The sequence below is a fragment of the uncultured Serinicoccus sp. genome (assembly GCF_947500995.1).
Classification (GTDB): Bacteria; Actinomycetota; Actinomycetes; order Actinomycetales; family Dermatophilaceae; genus Ornithinicoccus.
Genome location: NZ_CANMUA010000001.1, coordinates 317,828 through 343,369, shown reverse-complemented (window position 1 = coordinate 343,369; position 25,542 = coordinate 317,828). Strand labels below are relative to the sequence as shown.

The 25,542-nt window shown below is 72.7% G+C and carries 20 protein-coding genes and 3 tRNA genes; 12 read left to right on the top strand and 11 right to left on the bottom strand.

The genetic code is table 11. The features are described from left to right. Positions 1-5: 5 nt before the first annotated feature. The 4 genes from Q0967_RS01460 to tdh all read right to left on the bottom strand — a co-directional run bounded on the left by Q0967_RS01460 (position 6) and on the right by tdh (position 3,295). A complete protein-coding gene (locus Q0967_RS01460; protein ID WP_298747264.1) occupies positions 6-476 on the bottom strand; it encodes a hypothetical protein in 471 nt (156 codons plus the stop codon). After that, entirely contained in the window at positions 473-964 is a 492-nt protein-coding gene (locus tag Q0967_RS01455) for a hypothetical protein (RefSeq protein ID WP_298747267.1), read from the bottom strand. The genes Q0967_RS01460 and Q0967_RS01455 overlap by 4 nt, the downstream gene beginning before the upstream one ends. A 74-nt stretch (positions 965-1,038) precedes the next feature. Next, positions 1,039-2,232, bottom strand: coding sequence for a glycine C-acetyltransferase (locus Q0967_RS01450; RefSeq protein WP_298747270.1), 1,194 nt, complete (start codon positions 2,230-2,232; stop codon positions 1,039-1,041). Positions 2,233-2,242: 10 nt separating this feature from the next. After that, positions 2,243-3,295: an L-threonine 3-dehydrogenase gene (gene tdh / locus Q0967_RS01445; protein WP_298747273.1), complete on the bottom strand. Its 1,053-nt coding sequence runs from the start codon at positions 3,293-3,295 to the stop codon at positions 2,243-2,245. A 172-nt stretch (positions 3,296-3,467) separates the two neighbouring features. On the opposite strand from tdh, the gene Q0967_RS01440 reads away from it, so the two are divergent. From Q0967_RS01440 to Q0967_RS01425, 4 genes are all read left to right on the top strand, one after another. Continuing rightward, entirely contained in the window at positions 3,468-4,550 is a 1,083-nt protein-coding gene (locus Q0967_RS01440) for an NUDIX domain-containing protein (protein ID WP_298747276.1), read from the top strand. Positions 4,551-4,702: 152 nt separating this feature from the next. Continuing rightward, positions 4,703-4,778, top strand: a tRNA-Lys gene (locus tag Q0967_RS01435). Positions 4,779-4,880: 102 nt separating this feature from the next. After that, positions 4,881-5,945, top strand: a complete 1,065-nt coding sequence (locus tag Q0967_RS01430) for a YihY/virulence factor BrkB family protein (protein WP_298747279.1) — start codon at positions 4,881-4,883, stop codon at positions 5,943-5,945. 147 nt (positions 5,946-6,092) lie between these two features. Continuing rightward, positions 6,093-6,168 (top strand) — tRNA-His (locus tag Q0967_RS01425). A 98-nt stretch (positions 6,169-6,266) separates the two neighbouring features. Here the strand turns inward: Q0967_RS01425 and orn are convergent. Next, entirely contained in the window at positions 6,267-6,878 is a 612-nt protein-coding gene (orn, locus tag Q0967_RS01420; protein ID WP_298747285.1) for an oligoribonuclease, read from the bottom strand. A gap of 43 nt (positions 6,879-6,921) precedes the next feature. Between orn and Q0967_RS01415 the strand changes: the two genes are divergently transcribed. Next, positions 6,922-8,160, top strand: a complete 1,239-nt coding sequence (locus Q0967_RS01415; RefSeq protein WP_298747293.1) for a PrsW family intramembrane metalloprotease — start codon at positions 6,922-6,924, stop codon at positions 8,158-8,160. A 53-nt stretch (positions 8,161-8,213) separates the two neighbouring features. Here Q0967_RS01415 and Q0967_RS01410 read toward each other — a convergent pair whose 3' ends face one another. Both Q0967_RS01410 and Q0967_RS01405 read right to left on the bottom strand, forming a co-directional pair. After that, positions 8,214-8,444: a hypothetical protein gene (locus tag Q0967_RS01410; protein WP_298747295.1), complete on the bottom strand. Its 231-nt coding sequence runs from the start codon at positions 8,442-8,444 to the stop codon at positions 8,214-8,216. Positions 8,445-8,526: 82 nt separating this feature from the next. Beyond that, positions 8,527-8,599 (bottom strand) — tRNA-Arg (locus tag Q0967_RS01405). Positions 8,600-8,644: 45 nt separating this feature from the next. Here Q0967_RS01405 and tyrA point away from each other — a divergent pair. The 6 genes from tyrA to Q0967_RS01375 all read left to right on the top strand — a co-directional run bounded on the left by tyrA (position 8,645) and on the right by Q0967_RS01375 (position 16,712). Then, complete coding sequence (tyrA, locus tag Q0967_RS01400) at positions 8,645-9,787, top strand: bifunctional chorismate mutase/prephenate dehydrogenase (RefSeq protein WP_298747300.1); 1,143 nt, start codon at positions 8,645-8,647, stop codon at positions 9,785-9,787. A gap of 53 nt (positions 9,788-9,840) precedes the next feature. Beyond that, on the top strand, positions 9,841-11,541 hold the full coding sequence (locus tag Q0967_RS01395; RefSeq protein WP_298747303.1) for an ABC transporter: 1,701 nt from the start codon (positions 9,841-9,843) through the stop codon (positions 11,539-11,541). Beyond that, positions 11,538-13,175, top strand: coding sequence for a YfjP family GTPase (locus tag Q0967_RS01390; protein WP_298747305.1), 1,638 nt, complete (start codon positions 11,538-11,540; stop codon positions 13,173-13,175). Before Q0967_RS01395 ends, Q0967_RS01390 begins: the two co-directional genes overlap by 4 nt. Before the next feature lie 180 nt (positions 13,176-13,355). Continuing rightward, the gene (locus tag Q0967_RS01385; RefSeq protein WP_298747307.1) at positions 13,356-13,976 is read left to right on the top strand and encodes a single-stranded DNA-binding protein; all 621 of its coding nucleotides are present in this window, start codon (positions 13,356-13,358) and stop codon (positions 13,974-13,976) included. Positions 13,977-14,037: 61 nt separating this feature from the next. After that, entirely contained in the window at positions 14,038-15,720 is a 1,683-nt protein-coding gene (ettA, locus tag Q0967_RS01380; RefSeq protein WP_298747309.1) for an energy-dependent translational throttle protein EttA, read from the top strand. A gap of 5 nt (positions 15,721-15,725) precedes the next feature. Next, complete coding sequence (locus Q0967_RS01375; protein WP_298747312.1) at positions 15,726-16,712, top strand: pseudouridine synthase; 987 nt, start codon at positions 15,726-15,728, stop codon at positions 16,710-16,712. A gap of 7 nt (positions 16,713-16,719) precedes the next feature. Here Q0967_RS01375 and Q0967_RS01370 read toward each other — a convergent pair whose 3' ends face one another. Next, complete coding sequence (locus Q0967_RS01370; protein ID WP_298747314.1) at positions 16,720-16,911, bottom strand: hypothetical protein; 192 nt, start codon at positions 16,909-16,911, stop codon at positions 16,720-16,722. A 146-nt stretch (positions 16,912-17,057) separates the two neighbouring features. Between Q0967_RS01370 and Q0967_RS01365 the strand changes: the two genes are divergently transcribed. After that, positions 17,058-18,884 carry a glycoside hydrolase family 15 protein gene (locus Q0967_RS01365; RefSeq protein ID WP_298747317.1) on the top strand — a complete coding sequence of 609 codons (1,827 nt, stop codon included), beginning with the start codon at positions 17,058-17,060 and terminating at the stop codon, positions 18,882-18,884. Positions 18,885-19,359: 475 nt separating this feature from the next. Here Q0967_RS01365 and Q0967_RS01360 read toward each other — a convergent pair whose 3' ends face one another. From Q0967_RS01360 to Q0967_RS01350, 3 genes are all read right to left on the bottom strand, one after another. Then, complete coding sequence (locus tag Q0967_RS01360; RefSeq protein ID WP_298747320.1) at positions 19,360-23,301, bottom strand: cell wall-binding repeat-containing protein; 3,942 nt, start codon at positions 23,299-23,301, stop codon at positions 19,360-19,362. A 181-nt stretch (positions 23,302-23,482) separates the two neighbouring features. Beyond that, complete coding sequence (locus tag Q0967_RS01355; RefSeq protein ID WP_298747325.1) at positions 23,483-24,448, bottom strand: acyl-CoA thioesterase II; 966 nt, start codon at positions 24,446-24,448, stop codon at positions 23,483-23,485. A gap of 19 nt (positions 24,449-24,467) precedes the next feature. Next, positions 24,468-25,538, bottom strand: coding sequence for an aldo/keto reductase (locus tag Q0967_RS01350; protein ID WP_298747327.1), 1,071 nt, complete (start codon positions 25,536-25,538; stop codon positions 24,468-24,470). Positions 25,539-25,542: the final 4 nt, after the last annotated feature.

The window sequence follows — 25,542 nt, the reverse complement described above, 5'->3', positions numbered from 1 at the left end:
GTCGTTCAGGCGGGGTCGCCATTGACGGCGAGCACGCGCGGCAGTCTGCTGACGTTCTCGGGCATCACCAGGCCCATGGAGCCGTGTGGGCGCAGGCACGGGGAGACGAAGACGGTGTCTCCCACCCCAAAGATCGGAGTCGTGCGTGACAGCCCCACCCGTACCCGCGCTCGTCCGTTGCCGAGCGTGACGGCCTGTGCACCATGTCCGGTGGTGGTCGACTGGAGGACCTCGACCCTCTCGACCGACGCATCGGGGCGCCGGACCCACGGTGCTGCGAAGAAGAAGTACTGCATCGCCCCGATCCCGACCACCAGGACGGCGCCGACCCCGAGGGCCACCGGTACGGAGCGGTCCAGAATCCAGACCTGCACGGCGAGATAACCGAGGTAGATGACGACGAGCATGATCAGCACGATCACCCTGCCTCGTCGACCTTCGGCCCGCAGCACCTCCCTCGCCCGCTCCTCGGTCACGGGGTATGCCCTCGCTCGGGGCCGTCGGTCGGTGGAGGCGGGTCGGCTGACGGCTGGTGCGGCGGCGCGGCGTCGGCCGCGACCGCCTCGGTGCGGGGGCCGAGGACGTCCTGGAGCAGACCGTGGGTCGGCGTCGCACGGACCAGCACGATGTGCTCGCCCGGCGCGATCCGCGGTGCCGCCCAGACCGCGTCGCCCTCGCCCAGGCCGAGGGCAGCCTCGGCGCGCCAGCTCACCTCGTGGTCGTCGCCGCGGACGGTCAGCCGTCGCCCCTCCTTGCCCGTGACGACGCCGCGCTCGAGGCTCGTGGTGCCCGCGACGTGCCGGCGACGCCGACGGCGCCGGCTCTCACCCCAGCCCCAGAGGAGGACGAAGACCGAGGCGTACACGAGGGAGAAGAACAGGGCCGGGCCCCATCCCTCGCCGCTGAGGAACCGCTGGAACAGCAGCATGAGCAGGGTCAGCCCCACGAACATGGACGCCAGCACGACCCACATCCCCAGGGGGTCGGTGCTCCTGCGCAGCAGGGCCAGCGCCTGCTGCTCGGCCTGTCCGCGTGGGATCAGCCCACCTCGTCCCGCGCCGCGACGAAGGCGTCGACGCAGGCGCGGACGTCCTCCTCGCTGTGCGAGGCGGAGAGCTGGACCCGGATGCGGGCCTGGCCCTTGGGGACGACGGGGTAGGAGAAGGCGATGACGTAGACGCCCCGCTCCAGCATCGCGTCGGCGACCTGGCTGGCCCGGCGGGCGCCGTCCTCGCCCGGGAACATCACCGGCACGATCGGGTGCTCGCCGGGCAGCAGCTCGAAGCCGGCCTCGTCCATGAGGGAGCGGAAGAGCTCGGCGTTGCGCCGCAGCTGGGCCCGGGGCTCGTCGCTGTCGCGCGCGATCTCCAGCGCCTTGAGCGACCCGGCGACCACCGAGGGCGCGACGGCGTTGGAGAAGAGGTAGGGCCGCGCCCGCTGCTTGAGCAGCTCGACGATCTCGGTGTGGGCCGCGACGTACCCGCCGCTGCCGCCCCCGAGCGCCTTGCCGAGGGTGCCCGTCATGATGTCGATCCGGTCCACGACCCCGCACGCCTCGTGCGAGCCGCGCCCGCTCGCACCGACGAAGCCGGTCGCGTGGCTGTCGTCCACCATGACCATCGCGCCGAACTCCTCGGCCAGGTCGCAGATCTCCTCCAGCGGCGCGAGGTAGCCGTCCATCGAGAACGCGCCGTCGGTGACGACGAGCACCCGCCGCGCGCCCGCCTCCCGTGCCGCCTCGAGCTGGGTGCGCAGGTCGTCCATGTCCCGGTTGGCGTAGCGGAAGCGCTTCGCCTTGGACAGCCGCACCCCGTCGATGATCGAGGCGTGGTTGAGCTGGTCGGAGATGATCGCGTCCTCCGGGCCGCAGATGACCTCGAAGATGCCGCCGTTGGCGTCGAAGCAGGACGGGAAGAGGATCGAGTCCTCCATCCCGGTGAAGTCGGCGATCGCGCGCTCCAGGTCGCGGTGCTGGGTCTGGGTGCCGCAGATGAACCGGACCGAGGCCATGCCGAAGCCCCACTCGTCCAGCGCCTGCCGGGCGGCGTCGACCACCTCGGGGTGGTCGGCCAGACCGAGGTAGTTGTTGGCGCAGAAGTTCAGCGCCCGCCCCGCCGTCGTCGCGATGTGCGCGCTCTGGGGCGTGGTGATCTGCCGCTCGGTCTTGGTCAGCCCGTCGGCCTCGATCTGCGCCAGCTCCTGCGCCAGCTGGTCCTTGACGTCCGCATACATGTGTGTCTCCTCAGCTCCAGTCCATGACGACCTTGCCACCCTCGCCGGAGCGGGCCGCCGCGAAGGCGTCCTCCCACTGCTCGGCGGGGAAGCGGTGGGTGATGACCGACCGGATCCGGTCGCGCAGCAGCTCGGAGGTCTGCAGCATGGCGGTCATCTTGTACCACGTCTCGTACATCTCGCGCCCGTAGATCCCCTTGAGCGTGATCATGTGGGTGATCACCTTGCCCCAGTCGATCGCGAACGGCTCGGCGGGCAGCCCCAGCATCGCCACCCGCGCGCCGTGGGTGCAGTTGTCGATGAGCTCGGCCATCGCGGCCGGGTTGCCGGACATCTCGAGCACCAGGTCGAAGCCCTCGGACATCCCCAGCCGGTCCTGGGCGCTCGCGATCCGCTCCCTGCCGACGTTGATCCCGAGGTCGGCGCCGGCGGCGAGCGCGAGCTCGAGCCGGGAGTCGGAGAGGTCGGTCGCCACGACGTAGCGGGCGCCGGCGTGCCGGGCGATGGCGGTCGCCATGACCCCGATCGGACCGGAGCCGGTGATGAGCACGTCCTCGCCCTCCAGCGGGAACGACAGCGCGGTGTGCACGGCGTTGCCCAGGGGGTCGAAGACGGCGCCGAGGTCGGGGTCGATGACCTCGGGCTGCACCCAGACGTTGGTGTGCGGCACCACGACGTGGTCGGCGAAGCACCCGTCGCGGTTGACGCCGAGGTTCGAGGTGCGCACGCACATGTGTCGGCGCCCCGCGCGGCAGTTGCGGCAGGTGCCGCAGACGACGTGGCCCTCGACCGAGCACCGCTGGCCCACCGCCAGGCCGTCCTCGTCCTCGGTCGGCACCCCCGGCCCGAGCTCGACGATCTCGCCGTAGAACTCGTGCCCCACCACGAGCGGCGGCTCGAGCATGGAGGCCGCCCAGTCGTCCCAGGCCTCGATGTGCAGGTCGGTGCCGCACAGCCCGGCCCGCAGCACCCGGATCTTGACCTCGCCGGGCCCCGGGGTGGGCTCGGGGACGTCGGTCAGCTCCAGGCCTGGCCCGGCGGTGGGCTTGATGAGGGCGCGCACGGGTCCATCCTGACGTATCGGTCAGGCTTGCGAGCCACCCGCCCGACCGAGCGTCGTGAATGGTTGCTCCCCACCTGACCGAGCGTCGTGAATGGTTGTTCCCCACCTGACCGAGCGTCGTGAATGGTTGTTCCCCACCTGACCGAGCGTCGTGAATGGTTAGGGTGGCGCGGTGGACGTGCGGACGCGGGTGGGGTGCTACGCCTGGATCGAGCGGGACGGTGCGGTGCTGCTGAGCCGGTGGCGGGGCATGACCCTGCCGGACGGCCGGGTCGCGCGACCGGGCTGGACGCTGGTCGGGGGCGGGATCGAGCCGGGGGAGACGCCCGAGCAGGCGGCGGTGCGCGAGGTGCACGAGGAGAGCGGGTATGCCGTCCGCCTCACCGGCGTGCTCACCACCGACGCCTGGAGCGGCGTGGACGACCGCGACCCGGCCGGCCGACGGGTGTGGCAGGCCGTCCGGATCGTCTTCACCGCCGAGGTCGAGAGTGGCCAGCTCACCGTGGAGGAGGAGGGCAGCAGCGACGACGTGGCCTGGGTGCCGCTCGGGGAGCTGGCCACCCTGCCGTGCCTCAGCCTGGTCGACACGGCCTGGCGGGCGGCGGGAGGCCCGGGGCTGCCCGAGACCGCCCTCGGCGTCGGGCCCGTCGACGAGGCCACCGTGGGCCGGATGCGGTCGCTGGTCGAGCGGGCGCGCCAGGCGAGGGCCGTGCCGGGGGAGCCGGGGCCGGGGGAGACCGGAGTGCGTCCTGGCGTCACCGTCGTGGCGGTGGACGGGCCGAGCGGCTCGGGCAAGACCGTGCTCGCCCGCGCGCTGGCCCGCGACCTGGGCGCCCCCCTCCTGCACATGGACGACCTCTACCCCGGGTGGGACGGCCTCGCCGCCAGCCCCGCCCTCCTGGCCGACCAGGTGCTGGACCCGCTCGCGCGAGGTGAGCGGGCGGCATACCGGCGGTGGGACTGGCACGCGGGCGACTGGGCGAGCGACCCGGTCGAGGTGCCCGAGCCGCCCGGCGGGGTGCTCGTCGTCGAGGGGTGCGGCAGCAGCGTCGGGCCGGCGGGGGAGCGTGCCGCGGTGCGGGTGTGGGTGGACGCCGAGCCGGCGCTGCGGATGCGGCGGGGGGTCGCGCGCGACGGCGAGGCCTTCCGGCCGCACTGGGAGCGCTGGGCCGCGCAGGAGGCGCAGGTCTTCGCCGCCGACGGCACCCGCGGGCGCGCCGATCTCGTCGTCGACACCTCACCGGGGGCGGGCTGACCGTCGACCTGCTGCCCCGGCAGCAGAACCGCGGTCACCCATCGAGCCAGACCGCGAAAGTGCCGCCCCGGCAGCAGCATCACGGTCGCTCTGGCGACCGTCGCAGGATTTCGTGGGGTCCGAGGCCCGGTGGTAGAGTTCATGGCTGTTGCGCGCCTATAGCTCAATTGGCAGAGCAGCTGACTCTTAATCAGCGGGTTCGGGGTTCGAGTCCCTGTGGGCGCACCACCTCGAGAGGCGTCCTGGCTCCGGCCAGGGCGCCTCTCGCGTGCTCGGGGTATGCCGATCATCCGCCCTGCCGGTCCAGGGCCCGCGTGCCAGACTGACGACGTGAGCAGCGACCAGGCGAAGACGACCACAGCGCGGACGGACTGGAAGGCCGTCGCCAAGCGCACCGTGTCCGAGTTCCTCGAGGACGGCGGCCCCGACCTCGCGGCGGCCCTGACCTACTTCGCGATCCTCTCGCTGGCGCCGATGGTGCTGGCGCTGTCCACCCTGCTGACCTTCCTCGGTCAGAGCGGGGGCACCCAGCAGGTGGTGGAGGAGCTGGGCGGGCAGCTGGGGATGCAGGAGCAGACCATCACGACGGTCAACGGCTACCTCGGCACCATGGCCGACTCCAGCGGCAGCGGCATCATCCTGGTCGTCGGCCTGCTCGGCTCCCTCTGGTCGGCCTCCAACTACGTCAACGCGTTCAGCCGCATGATGAACAAGGTCTACGAGATCGACGAGGGGCGCCCGGTGTGGAAGCTGCGGCCCTGGCTCCTGGGGCTCACCCTGGTGCTCATCGGCGGGCTCATGCTCATCATCTTCTCGGTGACCCTGTCCGGGCCTGTGTCCGAGGCGATCTTCGGGGCCGTCGGTCTGTCGGGCACCTTCACGACGGTGTGGAACATCGCCAAGTGGCCGGTGATCCTGCTCATCCTCGTCGTCATCGTGGGCCTGCTCTACTGGGGCACCCCCAACGTCCAGCACCCGTCCTTCCGGTGGCTGTCCCCGGGTGCGGCGCTCGCCGTCCTCACCGCCATCGTCGCGGCCGCAGGCTTCTACATCTACCTCACCGGGTTCGGCGGCCAGGACAGCTACAACGGCACCTACGGCGCGATCGGTGGCGTCATCATCCTGCTGCTGCTGCTCTACATCATCAACAACGTGCTGGTGCTCGGGGCCGAGCTGGACGCCGAGATCGAGCGTGGCCGGGAGCTGGCCGCCGGCATGGCCGCCGAGGAGGAGATCCTCCTGCCGCCGCGCGACGTCGTCGGCACGGAGAAGAAGGAGGCCAAGCAGGCCGAGGCGGTCCGGGAGGCCCGTGAGGTGCGGATGCAGGCGGCAGCCGAGCTGCGCGCGCACGGGCAGGAGACGGGCCTCGAGGGGCGCGAGGACGCGCGTCGCTGACGGACCCTCGTGCGTCGGCCGGCCCAGGCAGGCGTGCGCGCCGGCCGCGCACACCGGTCGTGCCGACCACGGCGTCGTCGGTTTCGGAGCACCGGGTCGGAGGCGCTACGATGGACGGCGTTGCCCGGACGTGTCCGGCGCAGCATGGTGGGCGTAGCTCAGCAGGTAGAGCATCGCGTTGTGGTCGCGAGGGTCGCGGGTTCAAACCCCGTCGCTCACCCCAGGCAGGACGAAGGCCCCGGCATCGTGCCGGGGCCTTCGTCGTGCAGGGGCCGACGGCATACCGTCGGGGTGGGGCCGGACCGCGCGTCCGGTGTGGTCCTACGGCGCGTCCGGTGCGGCGGTGTGCCGGGCGGCGATCTCCTTGAGGGTGTCGCTGTCCAGGCCCGGGAGCTCGCGGAAGACCGCCTCCCGGTAGTAGCGCAGCTCGGCGATGGAGTCCCTGATGTCCCCGAGCGCGCGGTGACCACCGGTCTTCTTCGGCGCCATGTAGTAGGCGCGGGGGAACCAGCGCTTGGCCAGCTCCTTGACGGACGACACGTCGATGATCCGGTAGTGCAGGTACGACTCCAGCTCGGGCATGTCCCGGGCGAGGAAGGCCCGGTCGGTGCTCACCGTGTTGCCGCCCAGCGGGGCCTTGCGGCCCTCGGGGACGTGCTCCCGGACGTAGGCCAGCACCCGGCGCTGCGCCTCCTCGAGGGTCACCCCGTCGTCCAGCTGGGGGAGGAGCCCCGAGTCCGTGTGCATCCCGCGGACGAAGTCCCCCATCTGCTCCACGGCGGCGGCCGGCGGCCGCACGACGACGTCGACCCCCTCACCCAGCACGGTCAGCTCGGAGTCGGTGACCAGGCAGGCCACCTCCACCAAGGCGTCGGCGACGAGGTCCAGGCCCGTCATCTCGCAGTCGATCCAGACGATGCGTTCACCACTCACGGCAGACAAGGGTATGCCCCGTCCCCCCGGTACTCTTCGCCCCATGGTCCCCCAGCCGCGGCCGCCGACGAGCTCGGTGCCCGACGCCCCAGGTCAGCGCCCTATGCCCGACCCCGGGCCGGGGGGTGACTGGCACCAGGTCATGACCTTCCTACCGCAGTCGCCGACCGGGTCGACACCCAACGCCACGCGCCGGCCCGCCGTCCGCCGGCTGCTGCTGTGGAGCGTCGTGGTGACCGTCTTCGGGCTCGCGGCGCTCGCCATGACCCTGCTCGTCACGACCGCGGTGGGGCTGCAGGCCGCGATCCTGGGGATGCTGAGCGCCTCGCTCGCCCTGGGCATCGTCATACCCCTCTTCATCTGGGTCGACCGCCTCGAGGCCGAGCCGACGAGGCTGCTGTGGTTCGCCTTCCTCTGGGGTGCGCTCATCTCGACGCTCGGCGCCGTCGTGCTGAACGAGCTGGGTGTCGCCTTCTTCGCGGGGAGGCACGCCGATCCCCTCGTCGTCGGCGCCGTGGTCGTGGCGCCGCTCACCGAGGAGTTCTTCAAGGGGCTGGGGGTGCTGCTGATCTTCCTCGTCGCGCGCCGGGAGTTCAACGGCGTCACCGACGGGATCGTGTATGCCGGCATCGTCGCCGCCGGCTTCGCGTTCGTCGAGAACATCATCTACCTGGGGCAGATGTACCTCGAGGCGGGAACCGCCGGCCTGGTCGGGATCTTCATCATGCGCTGCCTGGTGAGCCCCTTCGCCCACCCGATGTTCACCGTCTGCATCGGGCTGGCCCTCGGTCTGGTCACCCACCGGCGCCGGGCCAGCTCGGCGGGGGTGGTGCTCGTGGGCTTCGCCTGCGCGGTCTTCCTGCACGCCCTGTTCAACTACAGCGCCGTGGCCGCCTCGCAGAACTACCTCGTGCTCTTCGCGCTCGTGCAGGTCCCGTTGTTCGTCGGCTTCCTGCTCCTGCTGCGCTGGGCCCGCAACCGCGAGTCCCGGCTGCTGCGGGACGTGCTGACCGGCTACGGCATGGCGGGGTGGTACACCCCCGCCGAGGTCGCCATGCTCGCCAGCCCCGGGGAACGGCGCCGGGCGCGCAGGTGGGCGCGCGGTGTCGGCGGGCGGCAGGCCGAGCGGGCGATGGAGGCGTTCCAGGACGAGAGCGGCGAGCTGGCGATGGTGCGCAAGCACCTCGTGCACGACGGCCCGGACGCCGTGTGGCTGGCGCGGGAGCAGCGCATCCTCGGGGCGGTCACCGCCCACCGGAGGGTCTTCGTGCCGCAGGCCTGAGCACGCCTGTGCCACCTCTCGTGACACGGGCGTGCCCGGGGCGACGAAGCCGGTCAGGCGTCGCGCGCCTCCACCTTGGGCTGGCTGATCTCGACGCCGGGGACCGAGAGGTCCTTGAGGGCCTTGGAGACGCCGGCCACCAGGCTGGAGGCCGCGCGCTCCTCCTCGCGGATGTCCTGGGGCGACAGGGAGTCCTCGGGGGTGTCCTGCTCGACCGACTCGACGAGGGCGTCCTCGTCGGTGATGTCGGCGTCCAGGGTGATGGTCAGGGTGTGCTTGGTCATGGCACCAGACTCGCCGATGAGGTCGACAGGGGCGACCTGGACCTGCACCGGCGGTCCGCGGCGTCCGCCGGACACCGCCACGCGCCCCCGGCAGGACTCGAACCTGCAACCTACGGATTAGAAGGCCGGTGCTCTATCCATTGAGCTACGGGGGCCACAGCCTCCCAGTCTAGGACCTGGCTCCTCTAGGATCGGGCGCCATGACCACACCCTCGGGGGCACCGGATCCCCTGGCCCGGTTGCGGACCGAGATCGACGACGTCGACGCCCAGGTCATGGAGCTGCTGGCGCGCCGCCTCGAGCTCGTCTCCCAGGTCGGGGAGGTCAAGGGTCGGCACGGCCTGCCGATCTACGACCCGGAGCGCGAGCGGGCCATGATCGCGACCAAGCGCGAGCGCGCGGCCGAGCGCGGGCTGTCGCCGGACCTCGTCGAGGACGTCCTGCGCCGGTGCATGCGCGAGGCATACACCCACGAGAAGAACATGGGTTTCACCCGCCAGGCGCCGGACCTCGGGCCCGTCGTGGTGGTCGGCGGCGGCGGCCGGATGGGCGCGCTGTGGGGCCGGATGTTCGCCCTGTCCGGGTATGCGGTGCGCGTCGTCGAGCGCGAGGACACCCCCGAGCAGGTGGCCGCGGCGGTCGAGGGCGCCGGGATGGTGCTCGTGTCGGTCCCCATCCACGACACCGTGCGGGTCGTGCAGGACCTGCCCGCCCTGCCGGACGACTGCCTACTGGTGGACCTCACCTCGACCAAGCGGGCCGTCATGCAGGCCATGATGAGCGCGCACGCCGGTCCGGTGCTCGGGCTACACCCGATGTTCGGGCCGGACGTCGACAGCTTCGCCAAGCAGGTCGTCGCCGCGGTGCCCGGCCGCGACGCGGACGCCAGCACCTGGCTGCTCGAGCAGATCCGGCTCTGGGGGGCGCGGGTGCACGAGGTCGACGCCGACGAGCACGACCACGCGATGGGGCTCATCCAGGCGCTGCGCCACTTCTCGACCTTCGCCTACGGCTGGCACCTGGCCCACGAGGACCGCAACCTCGACACCCTCCTGGCGCTGTCCTCGCCGATCTACCGGCTCGAGCTCATCATGGTCGGCCGGCTCTTCGCGCAGGACGCCGAGCTCTACTTCGACATCATCACCGGCTCCTCCGACGCGCTGGACCTCATCGAGCGCTACCACGAGCGCTACGCCACCGCCATCGAGCTGCTCCGCACGGGTGACCGGGAGGCCTTCGTCCGGCAGTTCGGCGAGGTCGAGCAGTGGTTCGGCGAGCACGCCGGACGCTTCCTCGGGGAGTCCAAGGCGCTGCTCGCGCACGCCGACGCCTCCCGCGCCTGACCCGGGCGGCGGTTCGTCTTGGAGGTCGGCCCCGCGGCGTCCACACTGGGGCCGTGACCACCGACCCTGCCGTGCTGCTCGAGGCCGTCGAGAGGCTGCGGTCCTCCGCGGGGGAGGTGCGCCTGCCGCTGGACCTCGAGCGGGCTGCGCCGGCGCGGACCGCGCGGCGCGAGCTCGAGCAGCAGCTCGACGACTACGTCCTGCCCCGGCTGCGCTCGCTCGACGCACCCCTGCTGGCGGTCGTCGGCGGGTCCACCGGCGCCGGCAAGTCGACCCTGGTCAACTCCGTCGTGGGTCACGAGGTCAGCCGGGCGGGGGTCCTGCGGCCCACCACCCGCGCCTCGGTGCTGGTGCACCACCCGGACGACGCGCGGTGGTTCACCGGCACCCGCGTGCTGCCCGGGCTCGCCCGGGTCGGTGGGGACGCCGCCGGGGTCGAGGACCCGGGCGCCGTGCGGCTCGTGCCGACGCCGGATCTCCCGGCCGGGCTGGCGCTGCTGGACGCCCCTGACATCGACTCGGTCGTGCAGGCCAACCGCCAGCTCTCCCGCCAGCTGCTCTCGGCCGCCGACCTGTGGGTGTTCGTCACGACCGCGGCCCGCTACGGCGACGCCGTGCCGTGGGACCTGCTCCGGGAGGCCAGCCAGCGCGGCACGTCGGTCGCGGTCGTGCTCAACCGGGTGCCGCCCGAGGCCCTCCAGCAGGTCCGGGTGCACCTGGCGACCATGCTCCGGGACCAGGGGCTGGGGCAGTCCCCGATCTTCACCGTCCCCGAGGACGAGCTCGAGGAGGGCCGCATCCCCGAACGGCACGCCGGACGGGTGCGCGGGTGGCTGCACTCGCTCGCCCTGGACGCCCGCGCCCGGGCCGTGGTCATCAGGCGCACCCTCGACGGCACGCTCGGGTCGCTCGGCGGGCGCGCCACCGCGCTCGCGGGCGCCGGACGCGAGCAGGTCGAGGCGTGGCGGGTCCTCGAGCAGGGGCCGCGGACGGCATACCAGGACGCGCTGGAGTCGGTCGGCCAGGGTGTCCAGGACGGCTCGTTGCTGCGGGGCGAGGTGCTCGCGCGCTGGCACGAGCTGGTCGGGACCGGGGAGTTCCTGCGCTCGGTCGAGGTCGGCGTCGGCCGGGTCCGCGACCGGGTGACCTCCTTCCTCACGGGCAAGGAGGTCTCCTCCGAGCCGCTGGGCGAGGCGCTCCAGAGCGGCGCGGCCGCCCTCATCACCTCCCACGGCCAGGTGGCCGCGAGCACCGCGGCCCGCTCCTGGAGGCAGGCGCCGGGCGGGCGGTCGTTGGTCGAGGCCCACCTCGAGCTGGGCCGGTCCACCCCCGACCTCGCCGAGCAGGTGGAGCGGCTCATCCGCGACTGGCAGCGCGACATCCTGGAGATGGTCCGGGAGGAGGCAGGCTCGCGGCGCACCACGGCGCGCTACCTCGCCTTCGGCGTCAACGGTCTGGGGGTGCTCCTCATGCTCGTCGTCTTCAGCGCCACCGCCTTCATCCCCACCGGCGCCGAGGTGGCCGTGGGCGCCGGGTCCGCCGTGCTCGCCCAACGGCTGCTCGAGGCCGTCTTCGGCGACCAGGCCGTCCGCGCCATGGCGCTCAAGGCGCGCCAGTCGCTCCTGGGCCGGGTGGAGGAGCTGTATGCCGCGCAGCGGTCCCGCTTCGACGCCGCGCTGCAGGAGGTGGCCGTGTCGGAGGACGCGCTGGCCGAGCTGGAGTCGTCGGCCGCCGCCGTGGAGGGCGCCCGGTGAGCCGCCGGCGGCGCGAGACACCGCTGGACATCCCGCAGCGCTCGGCGCGGCTGGCCACGGCGCTGGACGTGGGCGGGGAGCAGCTGGAGCCGGGGAGCGCCGGCACCGCCCGGGAGGTGCTGGGCCGGGTCGACGAGCGGTGGGCCATCGCCGGGGGCCGGACCGTGGTCGCGCTGGCCGGCGCGACCGGTTCGGGCAAGTCCAGCCTGTTCAACGCCCTCGTGGGGGAGGACGTCTCGGCCATCAGCCCGCGGCGGCCGACGACCGCGGAGTCCGGTGCCGCCGTCTGGGGCGAGGAGGACGCCGGCGAGCTGCTGGACTGGCTGGGCATCGCCCACCGGCACCACGTCAGCCCCACCGAGGAGAACGGCGGGCTCGACGGGCTCGTGCTCGTGGACCTGCCCGACGTCGACTCCCGCGAGCTGCGGCACCGGGTCGAGGCCGACCGCATCCTGGAGCGCGCCGACGTCTTCGTCTGGGTCGCCGACCCGCAGAAGTATGCCGACGCCCGCCTGCACGACGACTACCTGCGACCCCTGCGCCACCACGACGCGGTGATGCTCGTGGTGCTCAACCAGGTGGACCGGATCCGCGAGGAGGGCGGGGTGGAGCAGGTCGCCGCCGACCTGCGGCGGCTGGTGCAGGCCGACGGTGCCGGCGACCACGAGGTCATCACCACGTCCGCGCGCACCCGGCACGGGGTGGGGGAGCTGGCCTCGCGCATCGGGGCCGTGGTCGGGGCCCGCAACGCCGCCGAGGCGCGCCTCGCCGCCGACCTTCGCGCCTCGGCGTCCCGGGTGCTCGCCGACGGCGTGGGCGAGCGGACCCCGGAGTTCGGGGAGCAGGCGGACCGACAGCTGCACGAGGCCCTCACCGTCGCCGCCGGCGTGCCGGTGGTGCTGGACGCCGTGCACCGGGACTACCGCCGGCGCGCGCACGCCCGCACGGGCTGGCCCTTCACCCGGTGGCTCGCCGGGCTGCGTCCCGACCCCCTGCGGCGGCTGCGGCTCGGCGACGACACCGCCGGGCGGTCCGGGATCGCGCCCTCCGACGTCCGGTCGGTGCTGGGCCGCTCCTCCTTGCCGGGGCCGACCCCCGCGGCGCGCGCCACCGTGCAGCTCGCGACGCAGCAGCTGGGGGAGCGCACCGGCGGGGCCCTGCCGCCGCGCTGGGCCGATGCGGTGATGGAGGCCGCCAGCCCCGAGCAGGACACCCTCTCGGACGCCCTCGACCAGGCCGTCGTCGGCGTGCCCCTGCGCACCCGCACCCCGCTGTGGTGGGCGGTGCTGGGGAGCCTGCAGCTGCTGCTCGCGGCCACCGCCGTCGCCGGGGCGCTGTGGCTGGCCACGCTCGTGGTGCTGGGCTGGCTGCAGCTGCCGGTCGAGGCGCCGTTCTGGGGCCCGGTGCCGATCCCGCTCGCCCTGCTCGTCGGCGGGGCCGCAGCCGGTCTGCTGCTCGCCCTGGTCGGGCGCGGCGCGGCCGGGGTGGGAGCGGCGCGGCGACGACGGCAGGTCCAGCACGCGCTCGACGACGCGGTAGACGAGGTGTCCTTCCGGCACGTGCGCAAGCCGGTCATGACCGTCCTGGACCGGCACGAGAAGACGCGGTCGCTGCTGGAGCAGGCGGCGGCCTGAGGGCTCGGCGTCCACGTCCGCGCGCGGGTCGCTCCTCGGCCCGTCGTCCACACCCTCGCCGCGCCGGCCCCGTCGTCCACAGATCCCTCTCTGCCCCTGGTCCGGCCCCCGGCCGGGCGCCCATCCTGGAGAGACGTCCACGACACCGTGGGCGCCCATCGTCCAGGAGGGGGACGCACCATGATGAACGAACCCACGATCACGCTGTCCGGCAACCTGACCCGTGACCCGGAGCGCAAGACGAGCACCGCCAACGGCAAGGACTTCGCGGTCGTGCCGATCGCGGTCAACCGCCGCCGGTTCGACCCGGCCCAGGACTCCTGGGTCACCGCCGACACGATGTTCATCGACCTGCTGTGCTTCCGGCACATCGGGGCGCTGGCCCTGGCGAGCTTCCGCAAGGGCGACCCGGTCATCGCGCACGGCCGCCTGTCGCTGCGCGACTGGAAGACCGAGACCTCGGCCGGCACGACGGCGGTGGTCGACGTGGACACCATCGGCCACGACGTGTCGCGCGGGGTGAGCCGCTTCACCAAGGGACGCGTCGGCTACGACGGAGACCGCCTCGACGAGCACGACCCGACGCCGCCCGCCGCGCTCACCGGTGGGCTGGTCGGTGCCGCCGAGCAGCGCACCGGTACCCGTCGTGAGGACGGCCGAGCGGGCGGCCACCAGGGGGCCGGTGGCGAGGGAGCACCGGTCGGGGAGGACGCCGGGCGGGACCTCGAGATCGAGGTCGACGACGACGGGGTGGTGGCCGACGACGCGCAGGCCGACGGGGTGCTCGCCCGCAGCGCCTGAGCCGAGGGCGGGACGGGCCGGAGATTCGGAGTCGGCCCGCCCGCCCCGATACCCTGGCGGCATGGCCGAATTCATCTACACCATGACCCGTGCGCGCAAGGCGCACGGCGACAAGGTGATCCTCGACGACGTGACGATGTCCTTCTACCCCGGCGCCAAGATCGGCGTCGTCGGGCCCAACGGCGCCGGCAAGTCGACGATCCTCAAGATCATGGCCGGGATGGACCAGCCGTCCAACGGCGAGGCCCGCCTGACCCCGGGCTACTCCGTGGGCATCCTGGAGCAGGAGCCCCCGCTCAGCGAGGACAAGACCGTGCTCGGCAACGTCGAGGAGGGGCTCGGCGAGATCAAGCGCAAGGTCGACCGGTTCAACGAGATCTCCGAGGAGATGTCCGCCCCCGACGCCGACTTCGACGCGCTGATGGCCGAGATGGGCACGCTCCAGGAGGAGATCGACCACGCCGACGCCTGGGACCTGGACGCCCAGCTGGACCAGGCGATGGACGCCCTGCGGTGCCCCCCGCCCGACAGCGACGTGACCGTGCTCTCCGGTGGTGAGCGGCGCCGCGTGGCCCTGTGCAAGCTGCTGCTGTCCAAGCCGGACCTGCTGCTGCTCGACGAGCCCACCAACCACCTGGACGCCGAGTCGGTGCAGTGGCTCGAGCAGCACCTGGCCTCCTACCCCGGCGCCGTCCTGGCCGTGACTCACGACCGGTACTTCCTCGACAACGTGGCCCAGTGGATCGCCGAGGTGGACCGCGGGCGGCTCTACCCCTACGAGGGCAACTACTCCACCTACCTGGAGAAGAAGCGCGAGCGCCTGGCGGTGCAGGGCAAGAAGGACGCCAAGCTCGCCAAGCGGCTCGAGAACGAGCTGGAATGGGTGCGCTCCAACCCCAAGGCCAAGCAGACCAAGAACAAGGCCCGGCTGGCCCGCTACGAGGAGATGGCCACCGAGGCCGAGCGGACCCGCAAGCTGGACTTCGAGGAGATCCAGATCCCGCCGGGTCCGCGCCTCGGCAGCCAGGTCATCGAGGTCAAGGACCTGACCAAGGGCTTCGGCGACCGCACCCTCATCGACGGCCTGTCGTTCACGCTGCCGCGCAACGGCATCGTCGGGGTCATCGGCCCGAACGGCGTGGGCAAGACCACGCTGTTCAAGACCATCGTCGGGCTGGAGGAGCCGGACGGCGGCGAGGTCAAGGTCGGCGACACGGTGGAGATCTCCTACGTCGACCAGTCCCGTGGCGGCATCGCGGCCGACAAGTCGCTCTGGGAGGTCGTCTCCGACGGGCTGGACTTCATCCAGGTCGGGCAGGTCGAGATCCCCAGCCGCGCCTACGTCAGCCAGTTCGGCTTCAAGGGCCCGGACCAGCAGAAGAAGGCGGGTGTCCTCTCCGGTGGGGAGCGCAACCGGCTCAACCTCGCGCTGACCCTCAAGGAGGGCGGCAACCTGCTCCTGCTCGACGAGCCGACCAACGACCTCGACGTCGAGACCCTGGGCAGCCTGGAGAACGCCCTGCTCAACTTCCCCGGCTGCGCCGTGGTCATCAGCCACGACCGCTGGTTCCTGGACCGCGTGGCGACCCACATCCTCGCCTACGAGGGCACCGAGTCCGAGCCGGCGAACTGGTACTGGTTCGAGGGCAACTTCGGTGCCTACGAGGAGAACAAGGTGGAGCGGCTCGGCGCCGAGGCGGCCCGCCCGCACCGGGTGACCTACCGCCGGCTCACGCGCGACTGAGGAGCATGCCGCGCCGTCCCCGCCCCGGGGCGCCCCTCCCGCCGCGGGACGGCCTGGGCCCGGCGCGGGTGCGGATGCCCGTCGGGGCGACCGACCCCGAGGGCCGGCCCTGGGGCCGAGTCGTCGACTTCCTCGTGCACGTGACCGGCGACCCCGTGGGGATCGACGGGCGTCTCACCGACGGCGAGATCGCCCTCGGTGACGGCAGCACGGTGACGGCAGGGACGGCATACCGTCCGGGCGGGGTGGTGTACCTCTACCGCGACCTGCCGGTCGAGGTGCCGGTGCCCTTCGAGGTGGACGTGCTGCTGCACGACGAGGACACCGGGCTCCTCGTCGTGGACAAGCCGCCGTTCCTCGCGACCGCACCGCGCGGTGGGCACGTGGCGCAGACGGTGCTCGTCCGGTTGCGTCGTGCCCTGGACCTGCCCGAGCTCGCCCCGGTCCATCGTCTGGACCGCCTGACGAGCGGGGTGCTCCTGCTCACCACCCGGCGTGCCGCGCGGGGGCCCTATCAGCGGATGGTGCAGGACGGCGGGCTGTCCAAGACCTACGAGGCGATCGCGCCCGTGCGCCCCGACCTGGTGCTGCCCACCACGGTCGTCGACCGCGTCGTCAAGGAGCGCGGTGAGCTGACGGCCCGCGTGGTGGCCGGGACGCCCAACGCGCGCACCCACGTCGAGCTCGTCGAGGAGCGGGACGGGCACGGCCGCTACCGCCTCACCCCGACCACCGGGAGGACCCACCAGCTGCGCGTGCACCTCTGCGGCCTGGGGATCCCCGTCGTCGGCGACCCGCTCTACCCGGTGGTGCGTGAGGTCGACCCCGCCGACTTCGGCTCCCCGCTGCAGCTGCTGGCCCGGGAGGTCCGCTTCCGCGACCCCGTGAGCGGCGAGGAGCGGACTGTCACCTCACGGCGCACGCTGCCCGTCCTGGGGGCGCCTGCCGTGGTCGACCGGTCGTCCCCGTCGAGCGGGGCCGACGAGGTCTGAGCTGCGCTCAGCCGCGTCGACCGAGCAGGCCGAGCAGGGGGGAACCGGCACCGAGCAGGAAGCCCAGGTCGTACCAGTTGCCCGCGCGGTCCACGTTGTAGAAGGGGAACTGCTCCCAGGCCCCGAAGACGTGGGCGATGAGCACCACCCAGGCGGTGAGCCCGTTCCACATCCCCCACAGCAGGTCGTTCCACCACATACCGGTGATCCTCTCGTCCGTCGTCTGCGGGCGGCGTCACGGGGCCGCCCCTGCTCCCATGGTGCACCGCGGACCTGTGCCGGACATGTGCGTCCCCGTCGGCGCCGCCCGAGGCGACCGCCAGCCCACCTGACAGACTTCGGGGTATGCCTGCTGCCACCGACCCGACCGCGGACGTCCCCATCGGCCACTACGCGGTCGTGGGCGACATGCGCACGGCCGCGCTGATCTCGCCGGAGGGCAGCGTCGACTGGCTGTGCCTGCCGCGCTTCGACTCGCCGTCCGTCTTCGCCTCCCTGCTCGGGACCGAGCAGGACGGCCGGTGGCTGGTCCGGGTCGTCGAGGGCGAGGTGAAGTCGCGGGACTACCTGGAGGGCACCTTCGTCTTCCGCACCGTCTGGCGCGGACCGGAGGGCACCGCCGAGGTGCTGACGTTCATGCCGCCGGGGGACGGCCGCTCCGACATCGTCCGGCAGGTGCGGTGCACCTCGGGCAGCGTCGAGGTGGAGCACGAGCTCATCATGCGCTTCGACTACGCGACCCTGCGCCCGTGGGTGCACCGGACCCGCGTCGAGGAGGACGGCGGCGAGGAGGTCCTCACCGCCGTCGGCGGCCCGTCCCGGCTGGTCCTGCACGGTCCGCTGCCCGAGCCCGTGCCCGAGGAGGACGCCCACCGGGGGCGGCACCGGATCGACGAGGGTGACGAGCTGTGCTGGGTGCTCACCGGTCAGGAGTCCTGGCGACCCCTGCCGTCCCTCATCGACCCCCCGACGCTGCTGCAGGAGACCATCGACGACTGGCGGGCCTGGACCGGGCGCATCCAGGCAGAGGGGCCGTGGGCCCGCCAGGTGACCCGTTCGCTCACCGTGCTCCGGGCGCTCACCCACGCCGACACCGGCGGCATCGTCGCGGCCGCGACGACGTCGCTTCCGGAGGACCCGGGCGGGGAGCGCAACTGGGACTACCGCTACACCTGGCTGCGGGACTCGGCGCTGACCCTGCAGGCGATGATGACCCACGGCCTCGACGGCGGCGCGGAGGCCTGGCGGGAGTGGCTGCTGCGGGCCATCGCCGGCCACTCCAACCAGCTGCGCATCATGTACGGGCTCGGCGGCGAGCGTGACCTGACCGAGCGGGAGCTGCCGCACCTGAGCGGCTATGCCGGGTCGCGCCCGGTCCGTATCGGCAACGGAGCGGCGGACCAGTACCAGGCCGACGTCATCGGCGAGGTCATGCTCGCCCTCGCGGACCTGCGTGACAGTGGCATCGAGGAGGACCGCTACAGCTGGGGCATCCAGCAGATGATGCTGGAGACGCAGGCCGAGCGGCTCTCGGAGCCGGACCACGGCATCTGGGAGATGCGCGGGGACAAGCACTTCTTCACCCACGGCCGGGTGATGATCTGGGCGGCCTTCGACCAGGGGGTCCGCGCGGTGGAGGAGTACGGGCTGCCGGGCGACGTGGACCACTGGCGCGAGCTGCGCGACCGCGTGCGGGCGGAGATCGAGGAGCGTGGCGTGGGGCCGGACGGCGCCTTCCGTCAGACCTACGCCAACGACGAGGTGGACGCCTCGTTGCTGCAGATCCCGCACACCGGCTTCTGCGGCTACGACGACCCCCGGATGCTGGCGACCGTGCGACGGCTCGAGGAGGACCTCGTCGACGACGCGGGGTTCCTGCACCGCTACCGGGTGACCGAGTCGGACAACATGGACGGCCTGGAGGGCGGGGAGGCGACCTTCTTCATCTGCACCTTCTGGCTGGTCGAGCAGTACGCCCGCAGCGGCCGGCTCGAGAAGGCGGAGGCGCTCATGCAGGCCTGCGTCGACGCGGGCCAGCCCCTGGACCTGCTGGCCGAGGAGTACGACCCCGCCTCGCGCCGCATGCTCGGCAACTACCCGCAGGCGTTCAGCCACCTGGGCCTGGTGCGGGCCGCCGACGCCATCGCGCAGGTGCGCGAGACCGCTGGCTGAGCGACGGCCGCGGCGACGGCGACGGCCGCGGCGAGGGCGACGGCGGCGTGGTCTCTCCGGGTCCTCCTCCCCGCCGCCCATCTCGCACCGGACGCGTAGTCAGGTTGAACCGGACGCCTGGTCAGGTTGAACCGGACGCCTGGTCAGGTTGAACCAGACGCCTGGTCAGGTTGAACCGGACGCCTGGTCAGGTTGAACCGCGCGTGCGGTCGGCCCATGCCAGTCACGTGAGGGGGAGGTGCCGGACTCATCGCGCCGCCGATAGACGCTGTGGCCTTGCCCTGCGCTGACCGCGCGTCCTGTGCGGGCTGAGGGTGCGTCCGGTGTTGTCTGGCCACGCGTTCGGTGCAGGGGAAGGGGAGCGGAGGGAGGGGGAGGGGGAGGGGGAGGGGGTATGCGTCGGGCCCGCCCCCTCCGAAGAGGGGACGGGCCCGGTGCTCAGGGTCGGTCGGGCCTCAGCCCGGCCGCCCGTGGGTCACGGCGTGTTGACCGAGACCAGGGTGTAGGCGACCTCCTCGGTGCCGTCGCTGTAGCCGATCGCCCCCATGTAGCGGGTGGCGGCCTCCAGCCCGGTCCAGGCGGCGGTCAGCTCCAGCGGTGTGCCGGCGGTCACCGCGACCGGGGACGGCGTGACCGACATGTTGCCCTCGTCCGCGGACGGCATGAAGACGTGCAGCGGACCGTCGGCGGTGTCGCCTGCGGCGCCGTCCCAGTAGTCGATCGCGACGAGGTAGTCGCCCGGGGCGGGCGCCACCACCGTGACCGACTCGTCCGAGCCGCCGGCGGCGGACTGGCCGACGACGGTGCCGTCGGCGGTCGCGAGGTAGAGGTCGAGGTCGAGCCCGTCCGGGGCCCACTCCGACGCCACGACCTCGACCCGGATGGCCGTGGTGCCCTCGGGCACCGTGACCGGCACGACCTCGTCCGCGATACCCGGGCCACCGCTCGGGCCGTCCGAGGTGACCTCGACGTCGGTGACGTCCGAGGCCACGAGGCCGTGCGGCACCGAGGTGAGCTCACCGGTGAAGCCCGGGGTGACCTCGAAGGTCGCCGAGCCCTCGGTGGTGTCGCCGCGGATCTCCTCCGGCGCGCCCATCGCCACCGGCTGGATCGCCAGCGGGCTGGTCACGTCGGCGCCGGGCCCGGTCCAGGTGAGCGACCCGAAGGTCCACTCGTCCAGGGTCGCACCCGCGGTGGTGAAGGAGACCGTGAAGGTCGCCGTGCCACCGGGCTCCACGGTGACCGTGGAGGGCTCGACGACCACGTCGACGCCCGGGGGCGCCTCGACCTCGGCGGTGAACGTGCCACCGTCGCCCGTCGCGTCGGTCACCGTGCGGGTGACGGTCTGCGCCCCACCCAGGTCACCGATCGCGATGCTCGGGTAGTTGAGGTCGCTCGGGTCGGTCTCGTCGAAGGCGTCACAGGTACCAGGCTCCGTCACCAGCTGGAGCTGGCCGATGGCGCAGGCGTACTCGATCCAGTCCACCGCGCCGGAGTCGTAGACCAGCGGCGTGTCGTAGGCGGCACCCGGCTCGACCTCACCCGACCCGTAGTGGAGCGGGCTCGCCGGCTCACCGGCGTAGGTGATGAGCTCACCCTCGGAGTTGGTCGGGTCGGCCGTCGTCATCATGGCGGACTTGACGCCCATCGGGCCCCAGTCCGGGTTGTCCTGCATCATCAGCGCGGCCAGGCCGGCGATGTGCGGGGCGGACATGGAGGTGCCGGAGAGGCTGTCGAAGTTGCTGCCGGTGGCGGACCCGGCCGGGGAGACCGCGGCGATGACGTCGACACCCGGGGCGGTGATGTCCGGCTTGAGCAGGTCCCCGCCACCGGCGGTCGCCGGGCCGTAGGAGCTGAAGCCGGCCATCTCCGGGACGGTGATGTCCGGGCCCTCGCCGGAGGCCGAGATGGTGGCCATCGGGTCGGGGTCGGAGGCCTCGTACTCCTTGATCGCGTCGCCGGCGGTGCCGTTGACGTGGATCGTGGGCACCGCGTGGAAGTCGCCGTTGAGCGACTCGTCGTCGGTGTTGTTGGCCAGGATCATGCCGACGCCACCGGCGGCCTCGACCGTCTCGCTCTTCTCCACCCGGGCGTTGGTGCCCCGGGTGCAGATGACGATGTGGTCCGCGGCCTCGGCCGCGTCGAGCGACCCGGGCAGGCACAACTCCGCGTCGTCGGCGGTGGCGCCCGCGGCCGGGATGTCGACCGAGTTGACCAGCGGGGCCGGACCGACGCCCTCGCCGGAGCTGATGCCGGCGAAGGTCTCGTCCTCGCCGAAGAGCGCCTCGATCTGCATCTGGACGTCCTCGCCCAGCGCACCCTCACCACCGAGGATGAAGGCGGACTCGGGAGCCAGGGCCACCATGCCGTCGAGCACGACGCTCGGCACCATGTCGGGACGGCTCAGCATGACGGGCACGCCCTGGTAGCCGGCCAGCGCCGACCCCGCGAGGGCGTCCGGGTAGTCGCGACCGGTGGCGGTGTGCACCACGGGCGCCGGGTTGTCCTCGCCGAAGCCGAACTCCTCGGCGACGGCGACGGACGTGCCGTACCGGTTGGTGCCGGAGAGCCGGGCGCTCGCGCCCAGGTCCTCGTAGACGTCCTCGCTCACGGCGACCTCGCCGCCGATGACGTGCACCTCGGGGTCACCCATGGCGGCCAGCGTCTCGGTGACGGCGCTCGGGACCATGTCGGTCTTGGTGAGCAGCACCGGGACGCCCTCGCTGCCGGCGAGCGCGGACCCGGACAGCGCGTCCGGGAAGGCCTCGTCCTGGCCGGTGGCGACGTAGACGTGGTCCACCTCGCCGTACTGCTGCGCGACCAGGGCGGCGGTCTCGTAGCGGTCGGCACCCGCGACGCGGGTGACCGTGGCGTAGTCCTCCAGCTCCTCCGCGACGCTGTCGGAGACCGCGACCTCACCGCCGAGCACGACGATGTTGTCGGGGTCGATCGACTCCAGGGCGTCCATCGTGGCGCCCGGGATCTCGTCCACCTTGGTGAGCAGCACAGGGGCGGGCGAGCCGTCGGGAGCGACCGCCGGCTGGTCGAGGCCGGTCGCGGGGACCAGGCCCTGCGAGGCGGCCGCGGCGCCGGACAGCGCATCGGCGAACTGGTTGCCGGTGGCGATGTAGACGGTGTCCACGCCCTCCGGGTAGGCCGCGGCGATCTGGGCCGCGGTGTCGTACCGGTCGGTGCCGGACACCCGGGTGACGGGTGGCCCGTCGCCCAGCTCCACCTCGGCCGAATTGGTGCGGTCGTGCGTCGAGGCGGCGACCGTCATGGTCCACGGCGAGTTGTGCGCCACCGAGCCCGGACCCAGGTCGTCGCCCGAGTTGCCCGCCGAGGTCGACACGAAGACGCCCGCGTTGGCGGCGTCCAGGAAGGCCAGCTCGTCGGGGGTCACCACGAACTGCGAGGAACCGGAGACCGAGTAGTTGATGACGTCCACACCGTCCGCGACCGCGTCGTCGATCGCGGCGACCAGGCCACCGGTCGTGCCGCTGCCGCCGCCGTCCTCGGTCGCCCAGAGCGCCTTGTAGAACGCGAGGTGGGCGGCCGGCGCCATACCGCTGCCGGTGCCCAGCTCGGTGCCGGCGAAGTCCATGGGGACGTCGACGTTGCCGGCCGAGGTGCCACCCACGTGGCTGCCGTGCCCGTCGGTGTCGCGCGGCGAGAGGAAGTCGAAGTCGGTGGTGTTGCCCTCGGGGTAGTACCGCGCGCCGATGACCTTGCTGTTGCAGGTCACGTTGTCGGCGTCGTCGGCCGCGTCACCCTCGACGCACTCGCCCTGCCAGCCGTCCGGCGCGGCGGGGTCACCCGGGAGCGCGGCGAAGCTGGGGTTCTCCGGCCAGAAGCCGGTGTCGATGATGCCGACGACCATGCCCGCACCCGCGTCGGCGTCGCCGCCGAACTGGGTGTTCCAGACGCCGTCCTCGCCGGTCAGGCCCAGGTAGTCCGGGGTGGTGATGGTGTCGGTGGTCCGGATCTCGTCCTCCCACACCGCGGCGACGGCGGGGTCCTTGCGCAGGGCGGACACCTGGGAGCCGGTCAGCTCGGCGGTGAAGCCGTTGAACGAGGTCGAGTAGGTGTAGCGGGCGTCCGCCCGGTCCAGACCGACCGAGTCGAGCACGGCGTTCTGCTGCCGGTCGAGGTATGCGGTGTACTCCTCGGCGGCGGCGCTCGTGGTGCTGAGCTTCTCCCCCTCGGCGGGCTTGGTCGCGGGGATGCCGCTGACGCCGCCCTCGTAGGCGGCCAGCGAGCTGTCCGCGAGCATGACGATGTAGGTGCCGTCCTCGTTGACCGTGATCTCCGGGTTCGCCCATGCTGCGGGGGCTACCAGGGCCAGCGGTGCGACGACGGCCCCTGCGCCGGCGAGCGCCAGCAGGCGCGTCCTCCGGCGAGCAGATGGCTGGTGCACAGTGTGTCCTTTGCTTGGAACGGTGGGACGCCGCCACTGGACAGCCTGTCTCCGTCGACGAGCCGCGTGATCCCCAGGGGTGACCCTTGGCAGTATCGTCCGGGGTTCCCAGGGTGTCTACAGGGAGATCGTGACGAGGTCCCGTCGTGACCGGATCGTTACCCTGACGCAGCGTCAGGTCTCAGTGGTCCGCGGACCCCTTGAGCCGGACCATCCCCTCCTGGCCGACGGTCGCGAGCAGCGTGCCGTCGGCGGCGAACATGTGCCCCGTCCCCAGCCCGCGGCCCGACTGGGCCGACGGCGAGCTCTGGGTGTAGAGCACCCAGTCGTCGACGCGGGCGGGCCGGTGGAACCACATGGAGTGGTCCAGGCTGGCCGGGCGGAGCCGGGGGTCGCCCCAGCCGATGCCGTGGCGCCGCAGGATCGGCTCCAGCAGGGTGTAGTCCGAGGCGTAGGCCAGGATCGCCGCGTGCAGCAGCGGGTCCTCCGGCAGCTCCCGCGCGATCCGCAGCCACACCGACTGCTCGCTGGCCCCGGGCTCCCCAGGGCCGAGGAGCAGCGGGTCCACGTGCCGGAGCTCGACGGGCCTGCGGCGGGCCGTCTCCTGCGCCACCGGGTGCGGCACGTGCTCGAGGATCTCCCGGTCCGAGCGCAGGGTGTCGGGGGCGGGAGCCGCCGGCATGGGGATCTGGTGCTCGAGCCCCCCGGAGACCTCCTGGAAGGACATGATGATCGACATGAGGATGCGGCCGTCCTGCACCGCGTGCACCCGGCGGGCGCTGAAGCTGCGCCCGTCGCGCATCCGCTCGACGAGGAAGCGCAGCGGACGGTTCGCGTCGCCCGCGCGCAGGAAGTAGCCGTGCATGGAGTGGATCGGCCGGGCCAGGGGCTCGACGTCCGACCCGTCCTCGACCGGCTCCACCGTCCGCCCGGCCGCGACGAGGCACTGCGCGAGCACCTGCCCGCCGAAGACCCGGCCGTGGGGCATCGGCTGGCTGCGGCCGGCGAAGACGTCGCCCTGGGAGTCGGCCAGGTCCTCACCGGTGCCCTCGGGGGAGGCCACCCGGATGGTGGTGGACCCCTCGCGGCGCAGGTCGAGCACGTCGAGCAGGTCGTCGATCGGGTAGTCCAGCGGCGCGTCGGTCACGACCACGCAGCCTAGTGACTCACTCGATCCGCGCCGACGGCGCCCAGATGTCCACGCCCTCGGTGCTCCCGGAGAGGCGGTCGATCTCGGCGAGCTCGTCGTCGGTGAAGTCGGTGCGGTGCGCCGCGGCGAGGTTGTCCTCCAGCTGCTCGATGCTGGAGACCCCGATGAGCGTGGACGTCACCCCGCCGGGGCGGATCGCCCACGACAAGGCCATCTGCGCCAGGCTCTGCCCGCGGCCCTCGGCGACCTTCGCCAGCCCGCGCAGCCGCTCCCGGTTGGCGTCGGTGAGCACGCTCGCGTCGAAGGAGGGCCGGGCGGTCGCACGCTCGGCGTCGTCGCGGTCGAGGTACTTGTCGGTGAGCAGGCCCTGGGCGAGCGCGGTGAAGCCGATCGAGCCCATGCCGTGCCCCGGCAGGGCCTCCAGCAGGCCGTCCTCGACCCAGCGGTTGAGCATGTTGTAGGCCGGCTGGTGGATGACCAGGGGGGTGCCCAGCTCCCGGGCGACGGCGACCGCCTCGGCGGTGCGCTCCGGGGAGTAGCTGGAGATCCCGGCATACAGCGCCTTGCCCTGGCGGACCGCGGTGTCCAGCGCCCCGACGGTCTCGGCGACGGGCGTCCCCTCGTCCGCGCGGTGGGAGTAGAAGATGTCGACGTGGTCGACGCACATGCGCTGCAGCGACTCGTCCAGGCTGGCGAGGAGGTACTTGCGGGAGCCGAGCATGCCGTAGGGGCCGGGCCACATGTCCCAGCCCGCCTTGGTGGAGAGCACCATCTCGTCGCGGTAGGGAGCGAAGTCGGTGCGCATCATCCGCCCGAAGTTCTCCTCGGCGGAGCCGTAGGGCGGGCCGTAGTTGTTGGCCAGGTCGAAGTGGGTGATGCCCTCGTCGAAGGAGCGCCGCAGGATGGCCCGCTGGGTGTCGAAGGGGCGGTTGTCGCCGAAGTTGTACCAGAGCCCGAGCGAGAGCGGCGGCAGGAGCAGCCCGCTGTCCCCGACGCGGCGGTAGTCCAGCTTCTGGTGCCGGTCGGGGGCCGCGACGTAGGGCCGGTGGGTGTCGGGGACGTCCTGGGCGTAGTAGGCATCGGTCATGGGT

Excerpts from the sequence above, each read along its gene's own strand:
- tyrA (WP_298747300.1), top strand. The coding sequence starts at position 8,645 with ATGACCACACCCTCGGGGGCACCGGATCCCCTGGCCCGGTTGCGGACC.
- Q0967_RS01350 (WP_298747327.1), bottom strand. The coding sequence starts at position 25,538 with ATGACCGATGCCTACTACGCCCAGGACGTCCCCGACACCCACCGGCCC.
- Q0967_RS01370 (WP_298747314.1), bottom strand. The coding sequence starts at position 16,911 with ATGTGGTGGAACGACCTGCTGTGGGGGATGTGGAACGGGCTCACCGCC.
- Q0967_RS01415 (WP_298747293.1), top strand. The coding sequence starts at position 6,922 with ATGGTCCCCCAGCCGCGGCCGCCGACGAGCTCGGTGCCCGACGCCCCA.
- ettA (WP_298747309.1), top strand. The coding sequence starts at position 14,038 with ATGGCCGAATTCATCTACACCATGACCCGTGCGCGCAAGGCGCACGGC.
- Q0967_RS01410 (WP_298747295.1), bottom strand. The coding sequence starts at position 8,444 with ATGACCAAGCACACCCTGACCATCACCCTGGACGCCGACATCACCGAC.
- Q0967_RS01365 (WP_298747317.1), top strand. The coding sequence starts at position 17,058 with ATGCCTGCTGCCACCGACCCGACCGCGGACGTCCCCATCGGCCACTAC.
- Q0967_RS01375 (WP_298747312.1), top strand. The coding sequence starts at position 15,726 with ATGCCGCGCCGTCCCCGCCCCGGGGCGCCCCTCCCGCCGCGGGACGGC.
- Q0967_RS01385 (WP_298747307.1), top strand. The coding sequence starts at position 13,356 with ATGATGAACGAACCCACGATCACGCTGTCCGGCAACCTGACCCGTGAC.
- Q0967_RS01450 (WP_298747270.1), bottom strand. The coding sequence starts at position 2,232 with ATGTATGCGGACGTCAAGGACCAGCTGGCGCAGGAGCTGGCGCAGATC.